Annotated in this window: 16 protein-coding genes; 9 read left to right on the top strand and 7 right to left on the bottom strand. The window is 71.4% G+C overall.

What is annotated here, in order from left to right; translation table 11 throughout:
• The first annotated feature begins 14 nt into the window (after positions 1-14).
• Positions 15-1,064 carry an LLM class F420-dependent oxidoreductase gene (locus tag IF43_RS0101990; protein ID WP_030193047.1) on the top strand — a complete coding sequence of 350 codons (1,050 nt, stop codon included), beginning with the start codon at positions 15-17 and terminating at the stop codon, positions 1,062-1,064.
• 252 nt (positions 1,065-1,316) lie between these two features.
• Positions 1,317-2,108: a hypothetical protein gene (locus IF43_RS0101985; RefSeq protein ID WP_030193045.1), complete on the top strand. Its 792-nt coding sequence runs from the start codon at positions 1,317-1,319 to the stop codon at positions 2,106-2,108.
• Between the two features lie 12 nt (positions 2,109-2,120).
• Here the strand turns inward: IF43_RS0101985 and corA are convergent, their stop codons facing one another.
• Positions 2,121-3,113 (bottom strand): magnesium/cobalt transporter CorA, encoded by a 993-nt coding sequence (gene corA / locus IF43_RS0101980; RefSeq protein WP_030193043.1) that lies wholly within the window; start codon positions 3,111-3,113, stop codon positions 2,121-2,123.
• 49 nt (positions 3,114-3,162) lie between these two features.
• Between corA and IF43_RS0101975 the strand changes: the two genes are divergently transcribed.
• The 4 genes from IF43_RS0101975 (at position 3,163) to mshC (ending at position 6,774) form a co-directional block, all read left to right on the top strand.
• Entirely contained in the window at positions 3,163-3,909 is a 747-nt protein-coding gene (locus IF43_RS0101975; RefSeq protein ID WP_037887160.1) for a histidine phosphatase family protein, read from the top strand.
• A 103-nt stretch (positions 3,910-4,012) separates the two neighbouring features.
• Positions 4,013-4,603: a DUF3090 domain-containing protein gene (locus IF43_RS0101970; protein WP_030193039.1), complete on the top strand. Its 591-nt coding sequence runs from the start codon at positions 4,013-4,015 to the stop codon at positions 4,601-4,603.
• Complete coding sequence (locus tag IF43_RS0101965) at positions 4,600-5,433, top strand: SCO1664 family protein (RefSeq protein WP_234331914.1); 834 nt, start codon at positions 4,600-4,602, stop codon at positions 5,431-5,433. The genes IF43_RS0101970 and IF43_RS0101965 overlap by 4 nt, the downstream gene beginning before the upstream one ends.
• 111 nt (positions 5,434-5,544) lie before the next feature.
• Positions 5,545-6,774 carry a cysteine--1-D-myo-inosityl 2-amino-2-deoxy-alpha-D-glucopyranoside ligase gene (gene mshC / locus IF43_RS0101960; RefSeq protein WP_030193035.1) on the top strand — a complete coding sequence of 410 codons (1,230 nt, stop codon included), beginning with the start codon at positions 5,545-5,547 and terminating at the stop codon, positions 6,772-6,774.
• A gap of 120 nt (positions 6,775-6,894) precedes the next feature.
• On the opposite strand, the gene IF43_RS0101955 is transcribed toward mshC, so the two are convergent.
• The 6 genes from IF43_RS0101955 to IF43_RS0101930 form a co-directional block, all read right to left on the bottom strand.
• Positions 6,895-7,962, bottom strand: a complete 1,068-nt coding sequence (locus IF43_RS0101955) for a PAC2 family protein (protein WP_078909849.1) — start codon at positions 7,960-7,962, stop codon at positions 6,895-6,897.
• A gap of 41 nt (positions 7,963-8,003) precedes the next feature.
• On the bottom strand, positions 8,004-8,453 hold the full coding sequence (locus IF43_RS0101950; RefSeq protein WP_030193031.1) for an SRPBCC family protein: 450 nt from the start codon (positions 8,451-8,453) through the stop codon (positions 8,004-8,006).
• 115 nt (positions 8,454-8,568) lie between these two features.
• A complete protein-coding gene (locus IF43_RS0101945; protein ID WP_030193028.1) occupies positions 8,569-10,176 on the bottom strand; it encodes a glycerol-3-phosphate dehydrogenase/oxidase in 1,608 nt (535 codons plus the stop codon).
• A 53-nt stretch (positions 10,177-10,229) separates the two neighbouring features.
• Positions 10,230-11,759, bottom strand: coding sequence for a glycerol kinase GlpK (glpK, locus tag IF43_RS0101940; protein ID WP_030193027.1), 1,530 nt, complete (start codon positions 11,757-11,759; stop codon positions 10,230-10,232).
• Between the two features lie 70 nt (positions 11,760-11,829).
• Positions 11,830-12,585: an MIP/aquaporin family protein gene (locus tag IF43_RS0101935; protein ID WP_030193025.1), complete on the bottom strand. Its 756-nt coding sequence runs from the start codon at positions 12,583-12,585 to the stop codon at positions 11,830-11,832.
• Between the two features lie 388 nt (positions 12,586-12,973).
• Positions 12,974-13,741, bottom strand: a complete 768-nt coding sequence (locus IF43_RS0101930; protein WP_030193023.1) for an IclR family transcriptional regulator — start codon at positions 13,739-13,741, stop codon at positions 12,974-12,976.
• 247 nt (positions 13,742-13,988) lie between these two features.
• On the opposite strand from IF43_RS0101930, the gene metH reads away from it, so the two are divergent.
• The 3 genes from metH (at position 13,989) to IF43_RS0101915 (ending at position 20,536) form a co-directional block, all read left to right on the top strand.
• Entirely contained in the window at positions 13,989-17,498 is a 3,510-nt protein-coding gene (gene metH / locus IF43_RS0101925) for a methionine synthase (RefSeq protein WP_030193022.1), read from the top strand.
• A 204-nt stretch (positions 17,499-17,702) separates the two neighbouring features.
• Positions 17,703-18,404: an HAD family phosphatase gene (locus IF43_RS0101920; RefSeq protein ID WP_030193019.1), complete on the top strand. Its 702-nt coding sequence runs from the start codon at positions 17,703-17,705 to the stop codon at positions 18,402-18,404.
• Between the two features lie 527 nt (positions 18,405-18,931).
• The gene (locus tag IF43_RS0101915) at positions 18,932-20,536 is read left to right on the top strand and encodes an ABC transporter substrate-binding protein (RefSeq protein ID WP_030193017.1); all 1,605 of its coding nucleotides are present in this window, start codon (positions 18,932-18,934) and stop codon (positions 20,534-20,536) included.
• Positions 20,537-20,569 lie beyond the last annotated feature (33 nt).

Below are 20,569 nucleotides of genomic sequence, written 5' to 3'. Positions count from 1 at the left end.
TAAGGGGAATGGTTATGCGGCTCGGCATCAATCTCGGCTACTGGGGTGCGGGCATGGACGCCGACAACCTCGCCGTCGCGCAGGAGGCCGACCGCCTCGGCTACGACGTCTGCTGGGCGGCCGAGGCCTACGGATCCGACGCGCCCACCGTGCTCGCCTGGGTCGCCGCCCAGACCGAGCGCATCGACGTCGGCTCGGCGATCTTCCAGATCCCGGCCCGCCAGCCCGCCATGACGGCCATGACCGCCGCCACCCTCGACTCCCTCTCCGGCGGCCGCTTCCGCCTCGGCCTGGGCGTCTCCGGCCCGCAGGTCTCCGAGGGCTGGTACGGCGTCAAGTTCGACAAGCCGCTGGCCCGCACGCGCGAGTACGTCGAGATCGTCCGCAAGGCCATGACCCGCGAGCGCCTGTCGTACGAGGGCGAGCACTGGACCCTGCCGCTGCCGGGCGGCCCGGGCAAGCCCATCAAGCTCACCGTGCACCCGGAGCGCGAGCACATCCCGCTCTACATCGCCGCGATCGGCCCCAAGAACCTGGAGCAGACCGGCGAGATCGCCGACGGCGCCCTGCTGATTTTCCCGGCGGCCGAGCACCTGGAGGACACCGCGCTGCGGCACATCCGCACGGGCCGCGAGAAGGCGGGCCTGACCATGGACGGCTTCGACGTGTGCCCGACCGTGCCGCTGGCGGTCGGCGAGGACGTCACGGCGCTGGCCGACATGTTCCGTCCGTACACCGCCCTGTACGTGGGCGGCATGGGCAGCCGCAAGCAGAACTTCTACAACCAGCTCGCCCAGCGCATGGGCTACGAGAAGGAGGCCGCCGAGATCCAGGACAAGTACCTGGCCGGCGACAAGCAGGGGGCCGCCGCGGCCGTCCCGCACCAGCTGATCGACTCCACCACCCTGCTCGGCCCCGTCGAGCGGATCGCCGACGGGATGAAGGCCTACGCCGAGGCCGGGGTCACCACCCTGACCCTGGCCCCGGCGGGCTTCACGCTCGACGAGCGGATCACCGCGCTGCGCACCGGCGTCGAGGCCATGGAGCGCGCGGGACTCGCCTAGGGAGTGCCGAGCGACTGCCCGCGGCCGTGGTGGGGGCTCGGGGGTCTTCCCCGCCACGGCCGTCACCGCTGACAACGCGCGCACGGCCCGGCCGGTTACGGCCGGGCCGTGCGCGGTTTCCGCCGCGGCGGGACGGAGCCGCGACGCCGGCGTCGTCCGTTCGGCCGAGCGCGCGCGACGCCCCTGTTGCCCGCCTGCCGCTTCGGGCTTTGACTCGTGGGACGGGGGAGTGCGCGAGAAGAGGTGGCAGTGATGCTCTCGGCCCGAAGCCTGTTCCAGGAGATCATCGACGACGACGACTCCTACCAGCTGTTCTGCTCGATCGCGGCCAGCGGAGAGGCCCAGGGCGGCTGGGAGAACGCCCGCATCGCGGCCCTCGTGCCCCCCACCATGGCGGACCTGGCGCCCAAGATCGCGCGGCACGGCGCGGACGAGGACAAGCACGGCCGGATCTTCCACCAGCTCCTCAGGAAGCGCGGCCTGCCGCCCGTACCCGTCCCGCCCGAGACGGACTACACGATGCTGCTGGAGAAGCACGGCATCGGGCTGGCCCACTCCAAGCTCCGCGCGGACCGGCGGCTGACGGACGAGGACATCGTCGTCTACCTCTCGCACAGCCGCGTCACCGAGCAGCGGGCCGCCGACCAGATGGTCATGCTGGTGCGCGACTTCGGCGACCACCCCGAGGTCGGCAAGGCCATCCGCATGATCAGCAACGACGAGGACAACCACCTCGCCTACTGCCACGAGGAACTGCTCCGGCTGGCCCGCGCGGGCCACGGCCGCACCATCCAGCGGGTGCTGCGCGAGAGCGCCCTCGCCGAGATCGCCATCTACCGCGACGTCAGCCTCGCCGTCATGGACCACATGGGGCGCATCCTGAAGTGGCCCCGGGCCAAGTCCGCCGCGCTGGCCGCCGGCATCCGGGCCGTGTACGCGTACGAGCGCTTCGCCGGCTGGCACAAGGCGGTCAGCCTGCGCGAGCCGGAGCGGCGCGACGCCCTCGGCGGGCCGCCCGTGGCCGCCGCGCCCGAGCTGGTCTGAACCGCGTCGGCCCTACAGCCAGCCGCGCCGCTTGAACATCCGGTGCAGCCCCCACACGATCAGCCCCATCACCACGAGCACGACCTCGTACCCGTACCGGGTGTGCAGCTCCGGCATGTGGTCGAAGTTCATCCCGTAGATGCCCGCGACCATCGTCGGCACGGCCGCCATCGCCGCCCAGGCCGAGATCTTGCGCATGTCGTCGTTCTGGCGCACGCCCATCTGCGCCAGGTGCGCCGCCAGCGCGTCCGACAGCAGGCGGTCCAGGCCCTCGACGTACTCGTTCGCCTTCGTCAGGTGGTCGGCCACGTCCCGGAAGAACGGCCGGGCGTGCTCGTGCACGAACGGCACCCCGGGGACCGAGAGCCGGCTCATCGGCTGCATCAGCGGGGCGGTGGCCCGCCGGAACTCCAGCACCTGCCGCTTGAAGTTGTAGATCCGCGAGGCGGTGTTCTTCGCGTCCCCGCCGTTGGGCTGGAAGACCTCCGCCTCCAGCTCCTCCAGGTCCGCCTGCAGTTCGGCCGCCACGTCGATGTAGTGGTCCACCACCGCGTCGGCCACCGCGTACAGCACGGCCGTCGGGCCGTGCCGCAGCACCTGCGGCTCGTGCTCCAGGCGGTGCCGCACGGCGGCCAGCGCGCCGCCCTCGCCGTGCCGCACCGTCACCACGAACGAGTCGCCGATGAACACCATCAGCTCGCCGGTGGTCACCGTGTCGAGGTCGTCGTCGTACACGACCGGCTTCAGTACCACGAACAGCGAGTCGTCGTACACCTCGAGCTTCGGCCGCTGATGGGCGGTCAGCGCGTCCTCCACGGCCAGCGGGTGCAGCCCGAACTCGCTGCGGACGTGCTCGAACTCCTTCTCGGTCGGCTCGTGCATCCCCACCCAGAGGAACGCGTCGCCCGTCGCCCGAGCCTCCTCGAGTGCGTCGGAGAGGTCCTCGGGGCCCGACACCCGAGCACCACCCTTGTAAATCGCGCTGTCCACAATCACGACGGGCATTGTCCCCCGACCCCGGCGCGGGCGTACACCACGGCCTACCCTGGGGGCCATGGCGACCTTGATCCTGGTACGGCACGGACGCTCCACCGCGAACACCTCCGGGGTGCTCGCCGGACTCACCCCCGGCATCGCCCTCGACGCGCACGGCGCCGCCCAGGCGGCCGCCCTGCCCGCCCGACTGGCCGGCCTGCCGCTGGCCGCCGCCGTCACCAGCCCCCTCCAGCGCTGCCGCGAGACCCTCGCCCCGCTGCTGGCCGCACGGCCCGGGATGACCCTGCACACCGAGGACCGCATCGGGGAGTGCGACTACGGCGACTGGTCCGGGCGCAAGCTCGCCGAGCTCGCCGACGAACCCCTCATGAAGGTCGTCCAGCGCCACCCCTCCGCCGCCGCCTTCCCCGGCGGCGAGTCCATGGCCCGCATGCAGTACCGCGCGGTGGCGGCCGTACGGGACTGGAACGAGCGGATCGACGCCGAGCACGGCGAGGACGCCCTGTTCCTGATGTGCTCCCACGGCGACATCATCAAGTCCGTGGTCGCCGACGCGCTCGGCATGCACCTCGACCTCTTCCAGCGGATCTCGGTCGACCCCTGTTCGGTCACCGCGATCCGCTACACGCGGCTCAGGCCCTTCCTCCTCCGCCTGGGCGACACCGGGGACCTGGCCGGGCTCGCCCCCCACGGGCCGTCCGCCGAGCCCACTCCCGAGGCGGTGGCGGAGTCCTCCGACGAGGCACCGGACCCGGTCGGGGACGGCGGGGACGCCGTGGTGGGGGGCAGCACGGGCGCGCAGTGATCCACCGGCGCAGTAGGGTGGACGAACCTGGAACAGGTGCGCCCGTGCCCCCGCGCCGACGCACGGACTTCCCGAGACCTACCGAGACTTACGGAGACTGGACGTGCCCCGTCAGGTGTTCCTCTACGACCCGCCGGACCGCTTCGTGGCCGGCACGGTCGGCCTGCCCGGACGCCGTACGTTCTACCTCCAGGCCTCCGCGGGCAGCCGCGTCACCAGCGTCGCGCTGGAGAAGACGCAGGTCGCGGCCCTGGCGGAGCGCATGGACGAGCTGCTGGACGAGGTCGTGCGGCGCACCGGCGGCAACGCGCCCGTGCCCGCCCTCGCCCTCCCCGACAGCGCCGACACCGCGCCGCTGGACGTCCCCGTGGACGAGGAGTTCCGCGTCGGCACCATGGCCCTGGCCTGGGACGGCGAGCACCAGCGCATGATCGTCGAGGCGCAGGCGCTCGTCGAGCTCGACGCCGACTCGGAGGAGGACCTCGCCGAGGCGGAGGAGCGGCTCCTCCAGGACGAGGAGAACGGCCCGCCGATGCTGCGGGTGCGCCTCACCGGAGCGCAGGCCCGCGCCTTCGCCAAGCGGGCCCTCGACGTCGTCAACGCGGGCCGCCCGCCGTGCCCGCTGTGCAGTCTGCCGCTGGACCCTGAGGGGCACGTGTGTCCCCGCCAGAACGGCTACCGCCGCGGGGCGTGAGTGCCGTGGAACCGGAGACGCCGGTGGAGGGGGACGCGCTGGTGACGGCCGAGCTGCTGGCCCGCGGCGAGCTGATCGTACTGGGCCGGATCAGGGAGGCCTCGAACGCCGTCCTGCTGTGCGAGGTCGCGCACGACGGCACGAACGTGCGCTGCGTGTACAAGCCCGTGGCCGGCGAGCGCCCGCTCTGGGACTTCCCCGACGGCAACCTCGCCCGCCGCGAGGTCGCCGCCTACCTGCTCTCCGAGGCCACCGGATGGGGCCTGGTCCCCACCACCGTGCTCCGGGACGGCCCCTACGGCGAGGGCATGGTCCAGCAGTGGATCGAGTCCGCCGACGGGGCGGAGGCCGGCCTGCTCGCCCTCGTGGAGGGCGACGAGCCGGGGGAGGGCTGGAAGGCCGTCGGCCACGCCGAGGTCGGCGGCGGCCGCACCGCCCTCCTCGTGCACGCCGACGACCCGCGGCTGCGCCGCCTCGCCGTCCTCGACGCCGTCATCAACAACGGAGACCGCAAGGGGGGCCACCTGCTGCCCGCCCCCGACGGCCGGCTGTACGCCATCGACCACGGCGTCACCTTCAACACCGAGGACAAGCTGCGCACCCTGCTGTGGGGCTGGGCGGGGGAGCCGCTCACCGACGAGGCCGTCGAGGTGCTGCGGAAACTCGCCTCCGAGACGGCCGACGGGGGCCCGCTCGCCACCCGGCTGGCCGAACTCATCACGGCCGCCGAGCTGGCCGCCGTACGGGACCGGGTGGCGCAGCTGCTGGAAACCGGCAGGCACCCGGTCCCCAGCGGCCAGTGGCCCGCGATCCCCTGGCCGCCCGTGTGAGGCCGTGGCCGGGTGCCACGCATGGAACCGGCCATCGCGCAAGGGGTGCGTTCCGGCCAACCCTGCCGGTCCGGTTCGATGACGGAACGTGCGTCCGGTTAGGCTCAAGGCATGCATGCCTGGCCCGCTTCTGAGGTTCCCGCCCTGCCCGGCAAGGGCCGCGACCTCCAGATCCACGACACCGCGACCCAGGGGAAGATCACCCTCGACCCCGGTCCCGTCGCCCGTCTCTACGTCTGCGGCATCACCCCGTACGACGCGACCCACATCGGTCACGCGGCGACCTACAACGCGTTCGACCTCGTTCAGCGCGTGTGGCTCGACACCAAGCGGCAGGTCCACTACGTCCAGAACGTCACGGACGTCGACGACCCGCTGCTGGAGCGGGCCCTGCGCGACGGCCACGACTGGACCGAGCTCGCCGAGCGCGAGACCGCCCTGTTCCGCGAGGACATGACCGCCCTGCGGATGCTCCCGCCGCAGCACTACGTCGGGGCCGTCGAGGCCATACCGGGCATCGTGCCGCTGGTCGAGCGCCTCCGGGACGCCGGCGCCGCGTACGAGCTCGACGGCGACGTCTACTTCTCCGTCGAGGCCGACCCGAACTTCGGCCAGGTCTCCAACCTGGACGCGGCCGCGATGCGGCTGCTGTCCGCCGAGCGGGGCGGCGACCCGGACCGCCCCGGCAAGAAGAACCCGCTCGACCCGATGCTGTGGATGGCCGCCCGCGAGGGCGAGCCCAGCTGGGACGGCGCCTCGCTGGGGCGCGGCCGCCCCGGCTGGCACATCGAGTGCGTCGCCATCGCCCTGGAGCACCTGGGCATGGGCTTCGACATCCAGGGCGGCGGCTCCGACCTGGCCTTCCCGCACCACGAGATGGGCGCCTCGCACGCCCAGGTCCTGACGGGCGAGTTCCCGATGGCCAAGGCGTACGTGCACGCCGGCATGGTGGCGCTGCACGGCGAGAAGATGTCGAAGTCCAAGGGCAACCTGGTCTTCGTCTCGAAGCTGCGGCGCGACGGGGTCGACCCGGCCGCCATCCGACTCGCGCTGCTGGCCCACCACTACCGGGCGGACTGGGAGTGGACCGACGACGTCCTCACCGAGGCCGTGGCCCGGCTCGGCCGCTGGCGCGCGGCCGTGTCCTGGCCCGACGGCCCTTCGGCCGACGCCCTGGTCGACGAGGTCCGCGCGGCGCTCGCCGACGACCTGGACGCCCCGGCGGCGCTGGCCGCCGTCGACCGCTGGGCCGCCCTCCAGGCCGACACCGGCGGCGACGACCCCTCGGCTCCCGGCCTGGTCTCCCGTACGGTGGACGCGCTGCTCGGCGTGGCGCTGTAACGACACGCGAAACGCCGGCGGGGCTGCAGTCTGCAGCCCTCGCCGGCGTTCGAGGCGAACCGGCGCGGTAGGGGACCGGCCCCGCAGGGCCCCCGACCCGGGTCGGGGACGACCGGGAGCTCACCCCTCCGACGTACCGGACTCCGGGTCGCCGGACGACCCCTCGTCCGAGCCCCCACCGGCCCCCGCGGAACCCGCGGAACCCGCGGAACCGGCGGAGCCGGGGGAGTCCGACTCCCCCGCGAGGTCGGGCCGCCGCTTCGGCGGACGCGTCCGCCCGCTCGACGTGTCGCGCAGGTACGACGCGTCCCCCGATTCGGTCGCGAGCGACGGCCCCCCGGAGGGCCCCGGCTCCCGCCGCCGCAGGTACCGCTCGAACTCCCGCGCGATCGCGTCCCCGGAGGCCTCCGGCAGGTCCGCCGTGTCCCGCGCCTCCTCCAGCGTCTGGACGTACTCCGCCACCTCGCTGTCCTCGGCCGCGAGTTGGTCCACCCCGAGCTGCCACGCCCTGGCGTCCTCCGGCAGTTCGCCGAGCGGGATCCGCACGTCGATCAGATCCTCCAGCCGGTTCAGCAGCGCCAGCGTCGCCTTCGGGTTCGGCGGCTGCGACACGTAGTGCGGCACCGCCGCCCAGAGCGACACCGCCGGAACTCCCGCGTGCGTGCAGGCCTCTTGGAGGATGCCCACGATGCCGGTCGGCCCCTCGTACCGGGTCTCCTCGAGGTCCAGCGTGCGTGCCAGGTCCGGATCGGAGGTGACGCCGCTGACCGGCACCGGGCGGGTGTGCGGGGTGTCGCCGAGCAGCGCGCCCAGGATCACCACCATCTCGACGCCCAGCTCGTGGGCGAAGCCGAGCAGCTCGTTGCAGAACGACCGCCAGCGCATGGACGGTTCGATGCCGCGCACCAGCACCAGGTCCCGCGGCTTCGCCCCGCCCACCCGGACCACGGACAGCCGTGTCGTCGGCCACGTGATCTTCCGTACCCCGCCGTCCAACCAGACCGTGGGGCGGTTGACCTGGAAGTCGTAGTAGTCCTCGGCGTCGAGAGCCGCGAAGACCTCGCCCTTCCACTCCCGGTCCAGGTGCGCCACGGCACCGGAGGCTGCGTCGCCTGCGTCGTTCCAGCCCTCGAACGCGGCCACCATGACCGGGTCGATCAGCTCGGGCACGCCCTCAAGCTCGATCACCCAGGTCTCCTTCCGAAGTTCTCTTGTGTACCCGGCTCAGCCTACGGCTTGGACCCCTGCTCGAGCAGACCCTTCAACACCCGCTCGCTCTCGGGGACCTCCTTGCGCGCGGAGGGCATCACGACGAACGGCAGGAGGACCTTGCCGAGCCCGTGCCCGTGGAAGTCGATGTCGAGGGTGACGAGGGAGCGGGTGCCGTCGCCGACGGGCTCGACGGTGCCCTGCACGTCGGCCCGCACCGGCCCCTCGATCCCGTGCAGGTGCCAACTGCGCGGCGGGTCCAGCTCCGTGACCTCCATGGTCGTGTCGATCTCGCGCCTGCCGATGCGGCGCCTGATCTCGATCCGCTCGCCGACGGAGAGCGGACCGGACGGCGGTCGTACGGCGACCGCGCTGGCCTGCCACTCGGGCAGGTGGGAGAGCTCGGTGAGGTAGGAGAAGACCTCTTCGGGAGTGCGGGAGATCTCCACGCTTTCCTTGATGGCGGGCATGACGGCCGCCCCCTTCGGTGCCCCCCTGGCTCATCCTTCCGTACGAATGATCCCATCCCCGGAATCAACGCGAAAGGGGCGGTTCCCGTCCGGGAACCGCCCCTCCCTCACGCGATCACGCCTTGTGGCGGAGCATCTCCTCGACGCGACCGCGCACGGCGTCGTCGTCCAGGCCGCGGATCGTCACCGTCGTGCGGCGGCGCAGCACGTCGTCCGCCGTCTCGGCCCACTCGAAGTCGCGGGCGTAGGCGACCTGCGCCCAGATCTCCGGCCCGTCCTCGTGGATCCGCTCGCCCAGGTCGGGGTTCTCGTTGACCATGCGGGCGATGTCGAAGGCCAGCGAGCCGTAGTGGGTGGCCAGGTGCTTGGCGGTCAGCGGGTCCATCCGCATGCCCGGCTCGCGGTCCACCAGCAGGCGGTGCGCGACCGCGTTCGGGTTCGCCACACCGGGCAGCGGCACCCGGCGCACCAGGGACTTCACCGGCTCCATGTCGTCGGTGAGCGGCCCGCCGGGCAGCTTCGCGAGCTTGTCCATGACCACCCGGCCGATGTGGCGGTACGTGGTCCACTTGCCGCCGGCCACGGACAGCATGCCGCCCGCACCCTCGGTCACCACGGTCTCGCGCTTGGCCTTCTCGACCCCGCCGGGGCCGCCGGGCAGCACCCGCAGGCCTGCGAAGGCGTAGGTCATCAGGGAGCGGTCGAGGTCGGCGTCCTTCACCGAGAACGCGGCCTCGTCCAGGATCTGCTGGATGTCCTTCTCGGTGGCGCGCACGTCCGCCGGGTCGCCCTCGTACACCTCGTCGGTCGTACCGAGCAGCAGCTGGTCCTCCCACGGGAGGGCGAAGGTGATGCGGTACTTGTCGATCGGGGTGGCCATGGCGGCCTTCCAGGGCGACTTGCGCTTCATGACGATGTGCGCGCCCTTGGACAGCCGGATGGACGGCAGGGAGTGCTTGTCCTCCATGCGCCGCAGGTGGTCCACCCACGGGCCGGTGGCGTTGAGCACCACACGGGCGTCGACGCCGAACTCGGTGCCGTCCAGGCGGTCCCTGAGCTCGGCGCCCGAGACCCGGCCGCCGGTCTTGCGCAGGCCGGTGACCTCGGCGTGGTTGAGGACCACCGCACCGGACTCCACGGCCGCCCGGACCGTCATGACCGCGACGCGGGAGTCGTTCATCTGGTGGTCGTAGTAGACCGCGACGGCCTTGAGGTTGTCCGTCTTCAGGCCGGGGTTGTCGGCGACGGCACGGGCCGGCGATATGACCTTGCCCATGCCGTCACCGAAGGCCGAGAGGGCGGAGTAGGCGAAGACGCCCGCGCCCAGCTTGGCCGCACCCACCGGACCGCCCTTGTAGACCGGCAGGTAGAAGGTGAGCGGGTTGACCAGGTGCGGGGCCACGTCCTTGGCCAGCACCCGCCGCTCGTGGTGGTTCTCCGCGACCAGCTTGACCGCACCGGTCTGCAGGTAGCGCAGACCGCCGTGGACGAGCTTGGAGGAGGCGGAGGAGGTGGCGCCGGCGAAGTCGCCGGCGTCCACCATGGCGACCCGCAGACCCGACTGCGCGGCGTGCCAGGCCACCGAGGTGCCCAGGATGCCGCCGCCGATGACCAGTAGGTCGTACGTGGCCTTCGCCAGCTGCTCACGGGTCTCGGCGCGGCTCGGGTTCGAACCGGCGGTCGGGTGCGCCCCGAGGGCGGGAACGCTCTGCAGGCTGCTCATGTTTGACTCCTCGTCAGCTCTCAGCGGTCGACGTCAACGTCCGAGCACGGGGCTCAGGCGTCGTCGCCGTCCTCGTCGATCCAGCCCATGGTCCGCTCGACGGCCTTGAGCCAGTTCTTGTACTCGCGGTCCCGCTGGTCGGCGGGCATCCGCGGGGTCCACTCGGCGGCCCGGCGCCAGTTCGCGCGCAGCGCGTCGGTGTCGGGCCAGAAGCCGACGGCCAGGCCGGCGGCGTAGGCGGCGCCGAGGCAGGTGGTCTCGGCGACCATCGGGCGCACCACGGGGGCGTCCAGGAAGTCCGAGAGCGTCTGCATCAGCAGGTTGTTGGAGGTCATACCGCCGTCGACCTTGAGGGCCGCCAGCTCGACGCCGGAGTCCTTGGTCATGGCGTCGGTGATCTCGCGGGTCTGCCAGGCGGTGGCCTCGAGCACGGCACGGGCGATGTGCGCCTTGGTGACGTACCGGGTGAGGCCGGCGATCACACCGCGGGCGTCGGAGCGCCAGTACGGGGCGAACAGGCCGGAGAAGGCGGGCACGAAGTACGCGCCGCCGTTGTCCTCGACCGAGGAGGCCAGGGTCTCGATCTCGGCGGCCGACTTGATCAGGCCCATCTGGTCGCGCATCCACTGCACCAGGGAGCCGGTGACGGCGATCGAGCCCTCCAGGGCGTAGACCGGCTTCTCGTCGCCGATCTGGTAGCCGACCGTGGTCAGCAGGCCGCTGTAGGAGTTGATGATCTTGTCGCCGGTGTTCAGCAGCATGAACGTGCCGGTGCCGTACGTGGACTTCGCCTCGCCCTCGGCGAAGCAGGTCTGGCCGAACAGGGCGGCCTGCTGGTCGCCGAGCGCGGAGGCCACCGGCACGCCCGCCAGGACGCCCTCCTTGACCTCGCCGTACACCTCGGCGGAGGAGCGGATCTCCGGCAGCACGGTCGCCGGGATCTCGATGGAGGAGAGGATGCGCTCGTCCCAGGCCAGCTCGTGCAGGTTCATCAGGAGCGTGCGCGAGGCGTTGGTGACGTCGGTGACGTGCCGGCCGCCGTTCACGCCGCCGGTCAGGTTCCAGATGACCCAGGTGTCCATGGTGCCGAAGAGGATGTCGCCGGCCTCGGCGCGCTCGCGCAGGCCCTCGACGTTGTCGAGCAGCCAGCGGACCTTCGGGCCCGAGAAGTACGAGGCCAGCGGCAGGCCGGTCTCGCGGCGGAAGCGGTCCTGGCCGACGTTGCGGCCGAGCTCCTTGCACAGGGCGTCGGTGCGGGTGTCCTGCCACACGATGGCGTTGTGCACCGGCTCGCCGGTGTTCCTGTCCCACATGACCGTGGTCTCGCGCTGGTTCGTGATGCCGACGGCCTTGACGTCGGCGGCCGTGATCTCGGCCTTGGCGATGGCCCCGGCGACGACCTCCTGGACGTTCGCCCAGATCTCCGTGGCGTCGTGCTCGACCCAGCCCGGCTTCGGGAAGATCTGCTCGTGCTCCTTCTGGTCGACGGCGACGATGCGGCCGTCGCGGTCGAAGACGATGCAGCGGGAGGAGGTGGTGCCCTGGTCGATCGCGGCGATGAACGGGCCGGTGCTCGTGGTCATGGTCTTCTGCTCCTGGGGGTCGTGAGAGGGAAGCGAAAGTGGTTCGTTGAGCGGGTGCTGTTCAGACGAATCAGGCGAACGCGACGTTGTAAAGACCACCGGCGACGGCGGCACCGACGAGCGGGCCGACCACCGGGATCCAGGAGTAGCCCCAGTCCGAGCCGCCCTTGTTGGGCAGCGGCAGGAGGGCGTGGACGATGCGGGGGCCGAGGTCGCGGACCGGGTTGATGGCGTAACCCGTCGGGCCGCCCAGCGAGAGGCCGATGCCGACGACCACGAACGAGGTGATCAGGACGCCGATCACGCCCAGGCCCTTGCCGCCGTCCTGCAGGCCCTGGGTGAGGATCGCGAGGACGAGGACGGCCGTGCCGATGATCTCGGTGACCAGGTTCTGCCAGACGTTCCGGATCTCGGGACCCGTGGAGAAGATGCCGAGCACCGGGCCGGCCGGGGCGCCCGCGTCGACCGTGAGCTCGGGGTCGGTCAGGTGGGCCCGGAACTGGCCGTAGTACGTGATCCACATGAGGGCCGCGCCGATCATGGCGCCGAGCAGCTGGCCGGCCAGGTAGACGCCGGTGTTGCTCCAGTCGCCGGTCTTGACGGCGATGCCGACGGTGACCGCCGGGTTCAGGTGCGCGCCGGAGAGCGGGGCCGAGACGTACGCGGCGATCAGCACCGCGAAGCCCCAGCCGAAGGTGATGGCGAGCCAGCCCGCGCCGCGCGCCTTGGAGCTCTTCAGCGTCAGGGCGGCGCAGACGCCACCGCCGAGCAGGGTGAGCAGGGCGGTACCGATGGTCTCGCCGATGAAGATGTCGGAGGTGGTCACCCGCGACTCCTTTGTCCTACGTCCAGGGGGTGAGTGGAAGCCGGAGTCCCTTTCCGGTCATCCGCGCACTCGGTGAGTGCAGATTCGGCCCTGGCACTGTCACACCCTAGCGCGTATTGCCGTCAGGTGTTCGACAATGCCGACCGATGCACGGCAGTTTTCCGCCGTGTGAACAGCGCGTCAAGAGTCGTCCCGCGCAAAAGCCGGATCGTTACCGCGGGGTACCAGCCGCCGAATCCGGCATGTCCGGGCACGCCGAAGGGCCGGTGCCCGTCGGCACCGGCCCTCCGTGACCCCTCTGCCCGGGATGCCCCCGGGATGTCCCCGGGGTGTCCCCGGCGCTCCCCGTGGCCTCACGCGGCTCCGGGGGCCGCTCCGAGCGGCCCCGCTAGAAGCGCCCCGCGCCCAGGTCGCGCGAGACCGCGCGGGCGCAGTCGCGCACCGCCGCGACCAGATCGGGCCGCAGCTCGCCGGGGGCCGCGCAGACCCGCTCCACGGCCCCCGCGACGGCCACCGCGCCCACCGGCATCCGCCGCCGGTCGTGGATCGGCGCCGCCACCGAGGCGATGCCCTCCCAGGTCTCCTCGACGTCCGAGGCCCAGCCCCGCGCCCGGGTCAGGTCGAGCACCTCCTCGAAGCCCGTGAGCTCCGTGACGGTCCGCGGGGTGAAGGCCTCCCGGGTGCCCTCCACCACCTCGCTGTGCGCCACCGGGTCGTACGCCGACAGCACCTTGCCCAGTGCCGTGGAGTGCAGCGGCTGCATGGCCCCCACCTCCAGCACCTGGCGGCTGTCGTCGGGCCGGAACACGTGGTGCATGATCAGCACGCCCTGCTGGTGCAGCACCCCCACGTACACGCTCTCCCCGCTGGACCGGGCCAGGTCGTCCGTCCAGACCAGCGCCCGCGCCCGCAGCTCGTGCACGTCGAGATAGCTGTTGCCCAGCCGCAGCAGCTCCGCGCCCAGCTGGTAGCGCCCCGAGGCCGGATCCTGCTCCACGAAGCCCTCCGCCTGGAGGGTCCGCAGGATCCCGTGCGCCGTCCCCTTGGCCAGACCCAGCGCGGACGCGACGTCGGACAGTCCGAGCCGCCGCTCGCCCCCCGCCAGCAGTCGCAGCATCGCAGCGGCTCTTTCGAGCGACTGGATGTTCCGTGCCATCGTCGGCCTCCTGAAGCCTTCTACAACGTTGGTTCGACAATGACGAACACTATCGGTCGATGCCGACCTGGTGTGCTTCTCGGAAAGTCTGTCAACACCGCGCCGAACAAGCCACCCCCGCGCACAGCATGCCGTCCGACCTGTGGGACGCCCCCACCGGGGCGGCGTCCGCACCGCTACGCTGACCGCGTACGCCCTTGTCAGAAGGGTGTAAAGCCGACAGCCGTCGCACACAGGGAGCACAACCATGGCTTCGTTGCCGAACCCGCCCGTCACCACCCAGAGCAGGGCGGATGCCCTCCGAGCCGCACTGGCCACCCGCGTGGTGGTCGCCGACGGCGCCATGGGAACGATGCTCCAGGCGCAGGACCCGACCCTCGAGGACTTCCAGAACCTCGAAGGCTGCAACGAGATCCTCAACCTGACCCGTCCGGACATCGTCCGCTCGGTCCACGAGGCCTACTTCGCCGTCGGCGTCGACGCCGTCGAGACCAACACCTTCGGCGCCAACCACTCCGCCCTCGGCGAGTACGACATCCCCGAGCGGGTGTACGAGCTCTCGGAGGCGGGCGCCCGGATCGCCCGCGAGACCGCGGACGCGTTCACCGCCTCCACGGGCCGGCAGCGCTGGGTGCTGGGTTCGATCGGTCCGGGTACGAAGCTGCCGACGCTGGGCCACATCGAGTACGGCACGATCCGCGACGCCTACCAGGCCAACGCCGAGGGCCTGCTCGCCGGCGGTGCGGACGCGCTGCTCATCGAGACCACCCAGGACCTCCTCCAGACCAAGGCCTCCGTCATCGCGGCCCGCCGCGCGCTCGACGCCCTCGGCGTGAACGTGCCGGTCATCTGCTCCGTCACGGTCGAGACCACCGGCACCATGCTGCTGGGGTCCGAGATCGGTGCGGCGCTGACGTCGCTGGAGCCGCTGGGCATCGACATGATCGGGCTCAACTGCGCGACCGGCCCCGCGGAGATGAGCGAGCACCTGCGCTACCTCGCGCGCAACGCGCGCATCCCGCTGTCGTGCATGCCCAACGCCGGCCTGCCCGTCCTGACCTCCGACGGCGCCCACTACCCGCTCACCCCGGCCGAGCTGGCCGACGCCCAGGAGACGTTCGTCCGCGAGTACGGCCTGTCGCTGGTCGGCGGCTGCTGCGGCTCCACCCCCGAGCACCTGCGCCAGGTCGTGGAGCGCGTGCGGGGCCTGGCCCCCACCGTGCGCGAGCCGCGCCCCGAGCCGGGCGCCTCCTCCCTCTACCAGACCGTGCCGTTCCGCCAGGACACCTCCTACATGGCGATCGGCGAGCGGACGAACGCGAACGGGTCGAAGAAGTTCCGCGAGGCGATGCTGGAGGCCCGCTGGGACGACTGCGTGGAGATGGCCCGCGACCAGATCCGCGAGGGCGCCCACATGCTCGACCTGTGCGTCGACTACGTCGGCCGCGACGGCGTCACCGACATGGCCGAACTCGCCGGCCGCTTCGCCACCGCCTCCACCCTCCCCATCGTGCTGGACTCCACCGAGGTCGCGGTCATCCGCGCCGGCCTGGAGAAGCTCGGCGGCCGCGCGGTCATCAACTCCGTCAACTACGAGGACGGCGACGGGCCCGACTCCCGCTTCGCGCAGGTCACCCGTCTCGCCCAGGAGCACGGCGCGGCACTGATCGCCCTGACCATCGACGAGCAGGGCCAGGCCCGTACCGCCGAGCACAAGGTGGCCATCGCCGAGCGGCTGATCGAGGACCTGACCGGCAACTGGGGCATCCACGAGTCGGACATCCTGATCGACACCCTGACCTTCACGATCTGCACCGGTCAGGAGGAGTCCCGCCGGGACGGCATCGCCACGATCGAGGCGATCCGCGAGCTCAAGCGCCGCCACCCCGACGTCCAGACCACCCTCGGCCTCTCCAACATCTCCTTCGGCCTGAACCCGGCGGCGCGGATCCTGCTGAACTCGGTGTTCCTGGACGAGTGCGTCAAGGCGGGCCTGGACTCGGCCATCGTGCACGCGTCGAAGATCCTGCCGATCGCGCGGTTCGACGAGGAGCAGGTCACCACCGCCCTGGACCTGATCTACGACCGGCGCGCGGAGGGCTACGACCCGCTGCAGAAGCTGATGGAGCTGTTCGAGGGCGCCACGGCGAAGTCCCTCAAGGCCGGCAAGGCCGAGGAACTGGCCGCGCTGCCCCTGGAGGAGCGCCTGCAGCGACGGATCGTCGACGGCGAGAAGAACGGACTCGAGGCCGACCTCGACGAGGCCCTGGCCACGCGCCCGGCCCTGGACATCGTGAACGACACCCTCCTGGAGGGCATGAAGGTCGTCGGCGAACTCTTCGGATCCGGTCAGATGCAGCTGCCCTTCGTGCTGCAGTCCGCCGAGGTCATGAAGACCGCCGTCGCCTACCTCGAGCCGCACATGGAGAAGTCCGACGCCGAGGGCAAGGGCACCATCGTCCTGGCCACGGTCCGCGGCGACGTCCACGACATCGGCAAGAACCTGGTCGACATCATCCTGTCGAACAACGGCTACAACGTGGTCAACCTGGGCATCAAGCAGCCCGTCTCCGCGATCGTCGAGGCGGCCGAGGAGCACCGGGCCGACGTGATCGGCATGTCCGGGCTGCTGGTGAAGTCGACGGTGATCATGAAGGAGAACCTCGAGGAGCTCAACCAGCGCAAGCTGGCCGCCGACTACCCCGTCATCCTCGGTGGCGCCGCGCTGACCCGTGCGTACGTCGAGCAGGACCTGCACGAGATCTACGAGGGCGAGGTCCGCTACGCCCGCGACGCCTTCGAGGGCCTCCGCCTCATGGACGCCCTGATCGCGGTCAAGCGCGGTGTCCCGGGCGCCGCCCTGCCCGAGCTCAAGCAGCGCCGGGTCGCCAAGCGCGACACCCCGGTGCTGGAGGTGCTGGAGCCCGAGGGCTCGGTGCGCTCGGACGTGGCGACGGACAACCCCGTGCCCACCCCGCCCTTCTGGGACACCCGCGTGATCAAGGGCATCCCGCTGAAGGACTACGCCTCCTGGCTCGACGAGGGAGCCCTCTTCAAGGGCCAGTGGGGGCTCAAGGAGGCCCGCACCGGCGGACCCACCTACGAGGAGCTGGCCGAGACGGAGGGCCGGCCCCGCCTGCGCGGCCTGCTCGACCGCCTGCACACCGACAACCTCCTCGAAGCGGCGGTCGTCTACGGCTACTTCCCCTGCGTCTCCAAGGGCGACGACCTGATCATCCTCCACGAGGACGGCTCGGAGCGGACCCGGTTCACCTTCCCGCGCCAGCGCCGCGGCCGCCGCCTGTGCCTGGCCGACTTCTTCCGCCCGGAGGACTCGGGGGAGACCGACGTGGTCGGCCTCCAGGTCGTCACGGTCGGCTCGAAGATCGGCGAGGCCACCGCCGAGCTGTTCGCCTCCGACTCCTACCGCGAGTACCTCGAGCTGCACGGCCTGTCCGTCCAGCTCGCCGAGGCCCTCGCCGAGTACTGGCACGCCCGCGTCCGCGCCGAGCTCGGCTTCGGCGGCGAGGACCCGAGCGCCATCGAGGACATGTTCGACCTGAAGTACCGGGGCGCCCGGTTCTCCCTGGGCTACGGGGCCTGCCCCAACCTCGAGGACCGCGCCAAGATCGCCGACCTGCTCCGGCCGGAGCGCATCGGGGTCCACCTCTCCGAGGAGTTCCAGCTCCACCCCGAGCAGTCCACGGACGCGATCGTGATCCACCACCCCGAGGCGAAGTACTTCAACGCCCGCTAGGGGTGCCCCGGCGGACCAGGCCCGGGGCGGCCCTGGTCCGCCGGGACACCGCCTCGGGCCGGGCCGCGGGGTAATTCCAGCGCATTTCGAGACGGATCGACGTACACTTGTCGGTCCCACACAGGCCGGTCGCCTGTTCCCCAGGACACATGCGTGTCCGCGGGAAGAGGTGACCGGCCTTCTCGTCCCTCCAGGAGAGTGCGCATGACCAGTACGGTTCCCCAGTCGGCCGCCCGTACGGCCGGCGGCTCGGCCCTGCAGGCGGTGCTGCTGGACATGGACGGCACGCTCGTCGACACCGAGGGCTTCTGGTGGGACGTCGAGGTCGAGGTCTTCGGAGAGCTCGGCCACCGCCTCGACCATTCCTGGCGCGACGTCGTCGTCGGCGGGCCCATGAGCCGCAGCGCCGGCTACCTGATCGAGGCGACCGGCGCGGACATCACCGTGGCCGAGCTCAGCGTGCTGCTCAACGAGCGCTTCGAGGCCCGGATCGCCGACCGCGTCCCGCTCATGCCCGGTGCCGAGCGGCTGCTGGCCGAGCTGGCCCGCAACAACGTCCCGGCCGCCCTGGTCTCCGCCTCGCACAGGCGCGTCATCGACCGGATCATGGCCTCCCTGGGCCCCGAGAACTTCGTCCTGAGCGTCGCCGGCGACGAGGTGGCCCGTACCAAGCCCCACCCCGACCCGTACCTGCACGCGGCCGGGGCCCTGGGCGCCCACCCGTCGCGGTGCGCCGTCATCGAGGACACCGCCACCGGGGTGGCTGCCGCCGAGGCCGCCGGCTGCCGGGTCGTCGCGGTGCCCTCCGTCGCCGCCATCGCCCCCGCGCCCGGCCGTACCGTCGTCTCCTCCCTCGAGGACGTCGACCTCGCCTTCCTGCGCCGCCTGATCACCGGCATGAACTGACCGGGCACCTTCCGTCACCGGTCACCCTTCCGAGGCCGTCCCGCACGCGTGCGGGACGGCCTCCGCCGTGTGCGGCCGCGGGCCCCGCGGGGCACCCGGATCCACGTCAAGCGATGCGGAGGCCGAAATTCCATCACATGCCCCCGAGTTGGCGAGGTGACCTTTGTCACCTGATATGCACCCGTCAGGTCGTCCCGGAGCGCCCGGACACCTGCCGGTGTGTCCGTATTGATCAGGTCCGGACCGAAACATCTCCAGCCGGGCCCTACGCAGGCGATACGCACTCATCACCGTGCGATTACACCCCCAATCCGGCCAGTTCCAGCCATCCCGCCCGCGCCCACTATCGTCAACGCGGGCACTTCGCCGCACCCTTTCGTGACCCCTCCCGCACACACCCCTGTGCCGGGTCACGAGGACCGATCGTCACGACACCGGCCCGATCGTTCCCGCCCTACCGGGCGGCCGCGCGAAGTGCCCGCACCACCGCTGTGAAGCAAGTGCCGGGTTGAGGGAGAAATTCGAGGATGAACCGCAAGAATCTGGTGCTGGCGGCCGCGGCCGGCCTGCTCACCCCCGCGCTCGCCGCCTGCGGCAGCGCCGGCAGCGGGGGAGCGGGCAAGGGAGCGATCGTCGTCGGCACCACCGACCGGTTCGAGGCTGCCGACTACGCCCCTGCTCCGCTCGACCCCGCCTACGCCTACGACGCGGGCGCCTGGAACATCCTGCGCCAGACGCTCCAGACCCTCATGCACGTCCCGCGCGGCGGCGGCCAGCCCGTCCCCGAGGCGGCCTCCGACTGCCGGTTCACGGACACGGGCAACGAGAGCTACCGCTGCACCCTGCGCCCGGGCCTGAAGTTCGCCGACGGCGACCCGCTCACCGCCAAGGACGTCAAGTTCTCCATCGAGCGCGTCCTGCGCATCAAGGACGAGAACGGCCCCGTCGGCCTCCTCTCCACCCTGGACACGGTCGAGACCAAGGGCGAGGACACGGTCGTCTTCCACCTCAAGTCCCCCGACGCGACCTTCCCCTTCAAGCTGTCCACGCCGGCCGCCGCCATCGTCAACAGCAAGACGTACGCAGGCGACAAGCTGCGCGACGGCTTCGAGGTCGACGGCTCCGGCCCGTACACCATGAAGGCCGAGGTCGAGGACAACCAGCTCGTCCGCGCCGTCTTCACGAAGAACGAGAACTACCAGGGCGACCTGAAGGTCCAGAACGACAAGGTCGAGCTGCGCACCTTCACCGACTCCGCCGCCATGGGCGAGGCGCTCGACGAGGGCGGCATCGACATGATGTCCCGCACCCTGTCGCCCGCGCAGATCCAGGAGATGTCCAGCAGCCCCAAGAAGGGCGTCAAGCTCGTCCCGATGCCGGGCCTGGAGATCCGCTACCTCGCCTTCAACACCGAGGCCGCCCCGGTCAAGGAGAAGGCCGTACGCCAGGCCGTCGCGGCCGTCGTCAACCGCGGCGAGCTCATCACCAAGGCCTACGGCACGGCCGCCCTCCCGCTGTACTCGCTGGTCCCCGCCAGCGTCCCCGGCCACGTCAACTCGTTCTACAACAAGTACGGCGAGGCCGACACCGCCGCCGCGGCCGCGCTCCTGCGCGGGGCCGGCGTCCGCACCCCGGTCAAGCTGACCCTCAACTACACCACCGACCACTACGGTGACGGCACCGCGGCCGAGTTCGAGACCCTCAAGTCCCAGCTCGACGCCACCAAGCTGTTCGACGTCACCGTCAAGGGCACCCCGTGGGCCACGTACCGCCCCGCCCAGAAGAAGGGCGAGTACGCCGCCTACGGCCTCGGCTGGTTCCCCGACTTCCAGGACGCCGACAATTTCATCGGCCCGTTCCTGGAGAAGGACAACTTCCTGGGCACTTCGTACGCCAACCCCACCGTACGGAACAAGCTCATCCCCGAGTCCCGCCGGGCCACCGACCGCAACGACGCGGCCGACGCCTTCGGCAAGATCCAGGACATCGTGGCGGAGGACGTCCCGGTCCTGCCCCTGTGGCAGGCCAAGCAGTACGTCGCGGCTCGCGACGGCATCACCGGCGTCGAGTGGTCGGTCAACAACATCTCGGACCTCCAGCTCTGGGAGCTCGGCCGCGGCGTGAGCGGCTGATCCCAGCGACAACCGGCAGCGCACCCCCGCGGG

The organism is Streptomyces sp. NRRL S-87, from assembly GCF_000719335.1.
Lineage (GTDB): Bacteria > Actinomycetota > Actinomycetes > Streptomycetales > Streptomycetaceae > Streptomyces.
Note: the sequence above shows the minus strand (reverse complement) of the source record. Positions and strands in the feature narration are given on the sequence as shown.

Excerpts from the sequence above, each read along its gene's own strand:
- mshC (WP_030193035.1), top strand. The coding sequence starts at position 5,545 with ATGCATGCCTGGCCCGCTTCTGAGGTTCCCGCCCTGCCCGGCAAGGGC.
- IF43_RS0101950 (WP_030193031.1), bottom strand. The coding sequence starts at position 8,453 with ATGCCCGCCATCAAGGAAAGCGTGGAGATCTCCCGCACTCCCGAAGAG.
- IF43_RS0101990 (WP_030193047.1), top strand. The coding sequence starts at position 15 with ATGCGGCTCGGCATCAATCTCGGCTACTGGGGTGCGGGCATGGACGCC.
- glpK (WP_030193027.1), bottom strand. The coding sequence starts at position 11,759 with ATGACCACGAGCACCGGCCCGTTCATCGCCGCGATCGACCAGGGCACC.
- IF43_RS0101975 (WP_037887160.1), top strand. The coding sequence starts at position 3,163 with ATGGCGACCTTGATCCTGGTACGGCACGGACGCTCCACCGCGAACACC.
- IF43_RS0101920 (WP_030193019.1), top strand. The coding sequence starts at position 17,703 with ATGACCAGTACGGTTCCCCAGTCGGCCGCCCGTACGGCCGGCGGCTCG.
- IF43_RS0101945 (WP_030193028.1), bottom strand. The coding sequence starts at position 10,176 with ATGAGCAGCCTGCAGAGCGTTCCCGCCCTCGGGGCGCACCCGACCGCC.
- IF43_RS0101985 (WP_030193045.1), top strand. The coding sequence starts at position 1,317 with ATGCTCTCGGCCCGAAGCCTGTTCCAGGAGATCATCGACGACGACGAC.
- corA (WP_030193043.1), bottom strand. The coding sequence starts at position 3,113 with ATGCCCGTCGTGATTGTGGACAGCGCGATTTACAAGGGTGGTGCTCGG.
- metH (WP_030193022.1), top strand. The coding sequence starts at position 13,989 with ATGGCTTCGTTGCCGAACCCGCCCGTCACCACCCAGAGCAGGGCGGAT.
- IF43_RS0101915 (WP_030193017.1), top strand. The coding sequence starts at position 18,932 with ATGAACCGCAAGAATCTGGTGCTGGCGGCCGCGGCCGGCCTGCTCACC.
- IF43_RS0101930 (WP_030193023.1), bottom strand. The coding sequence starts at position 13,741 with ATGGCACGGAACATCCAGTCGCTCGAAAGAGCCGCTGCGATGCTGCGA.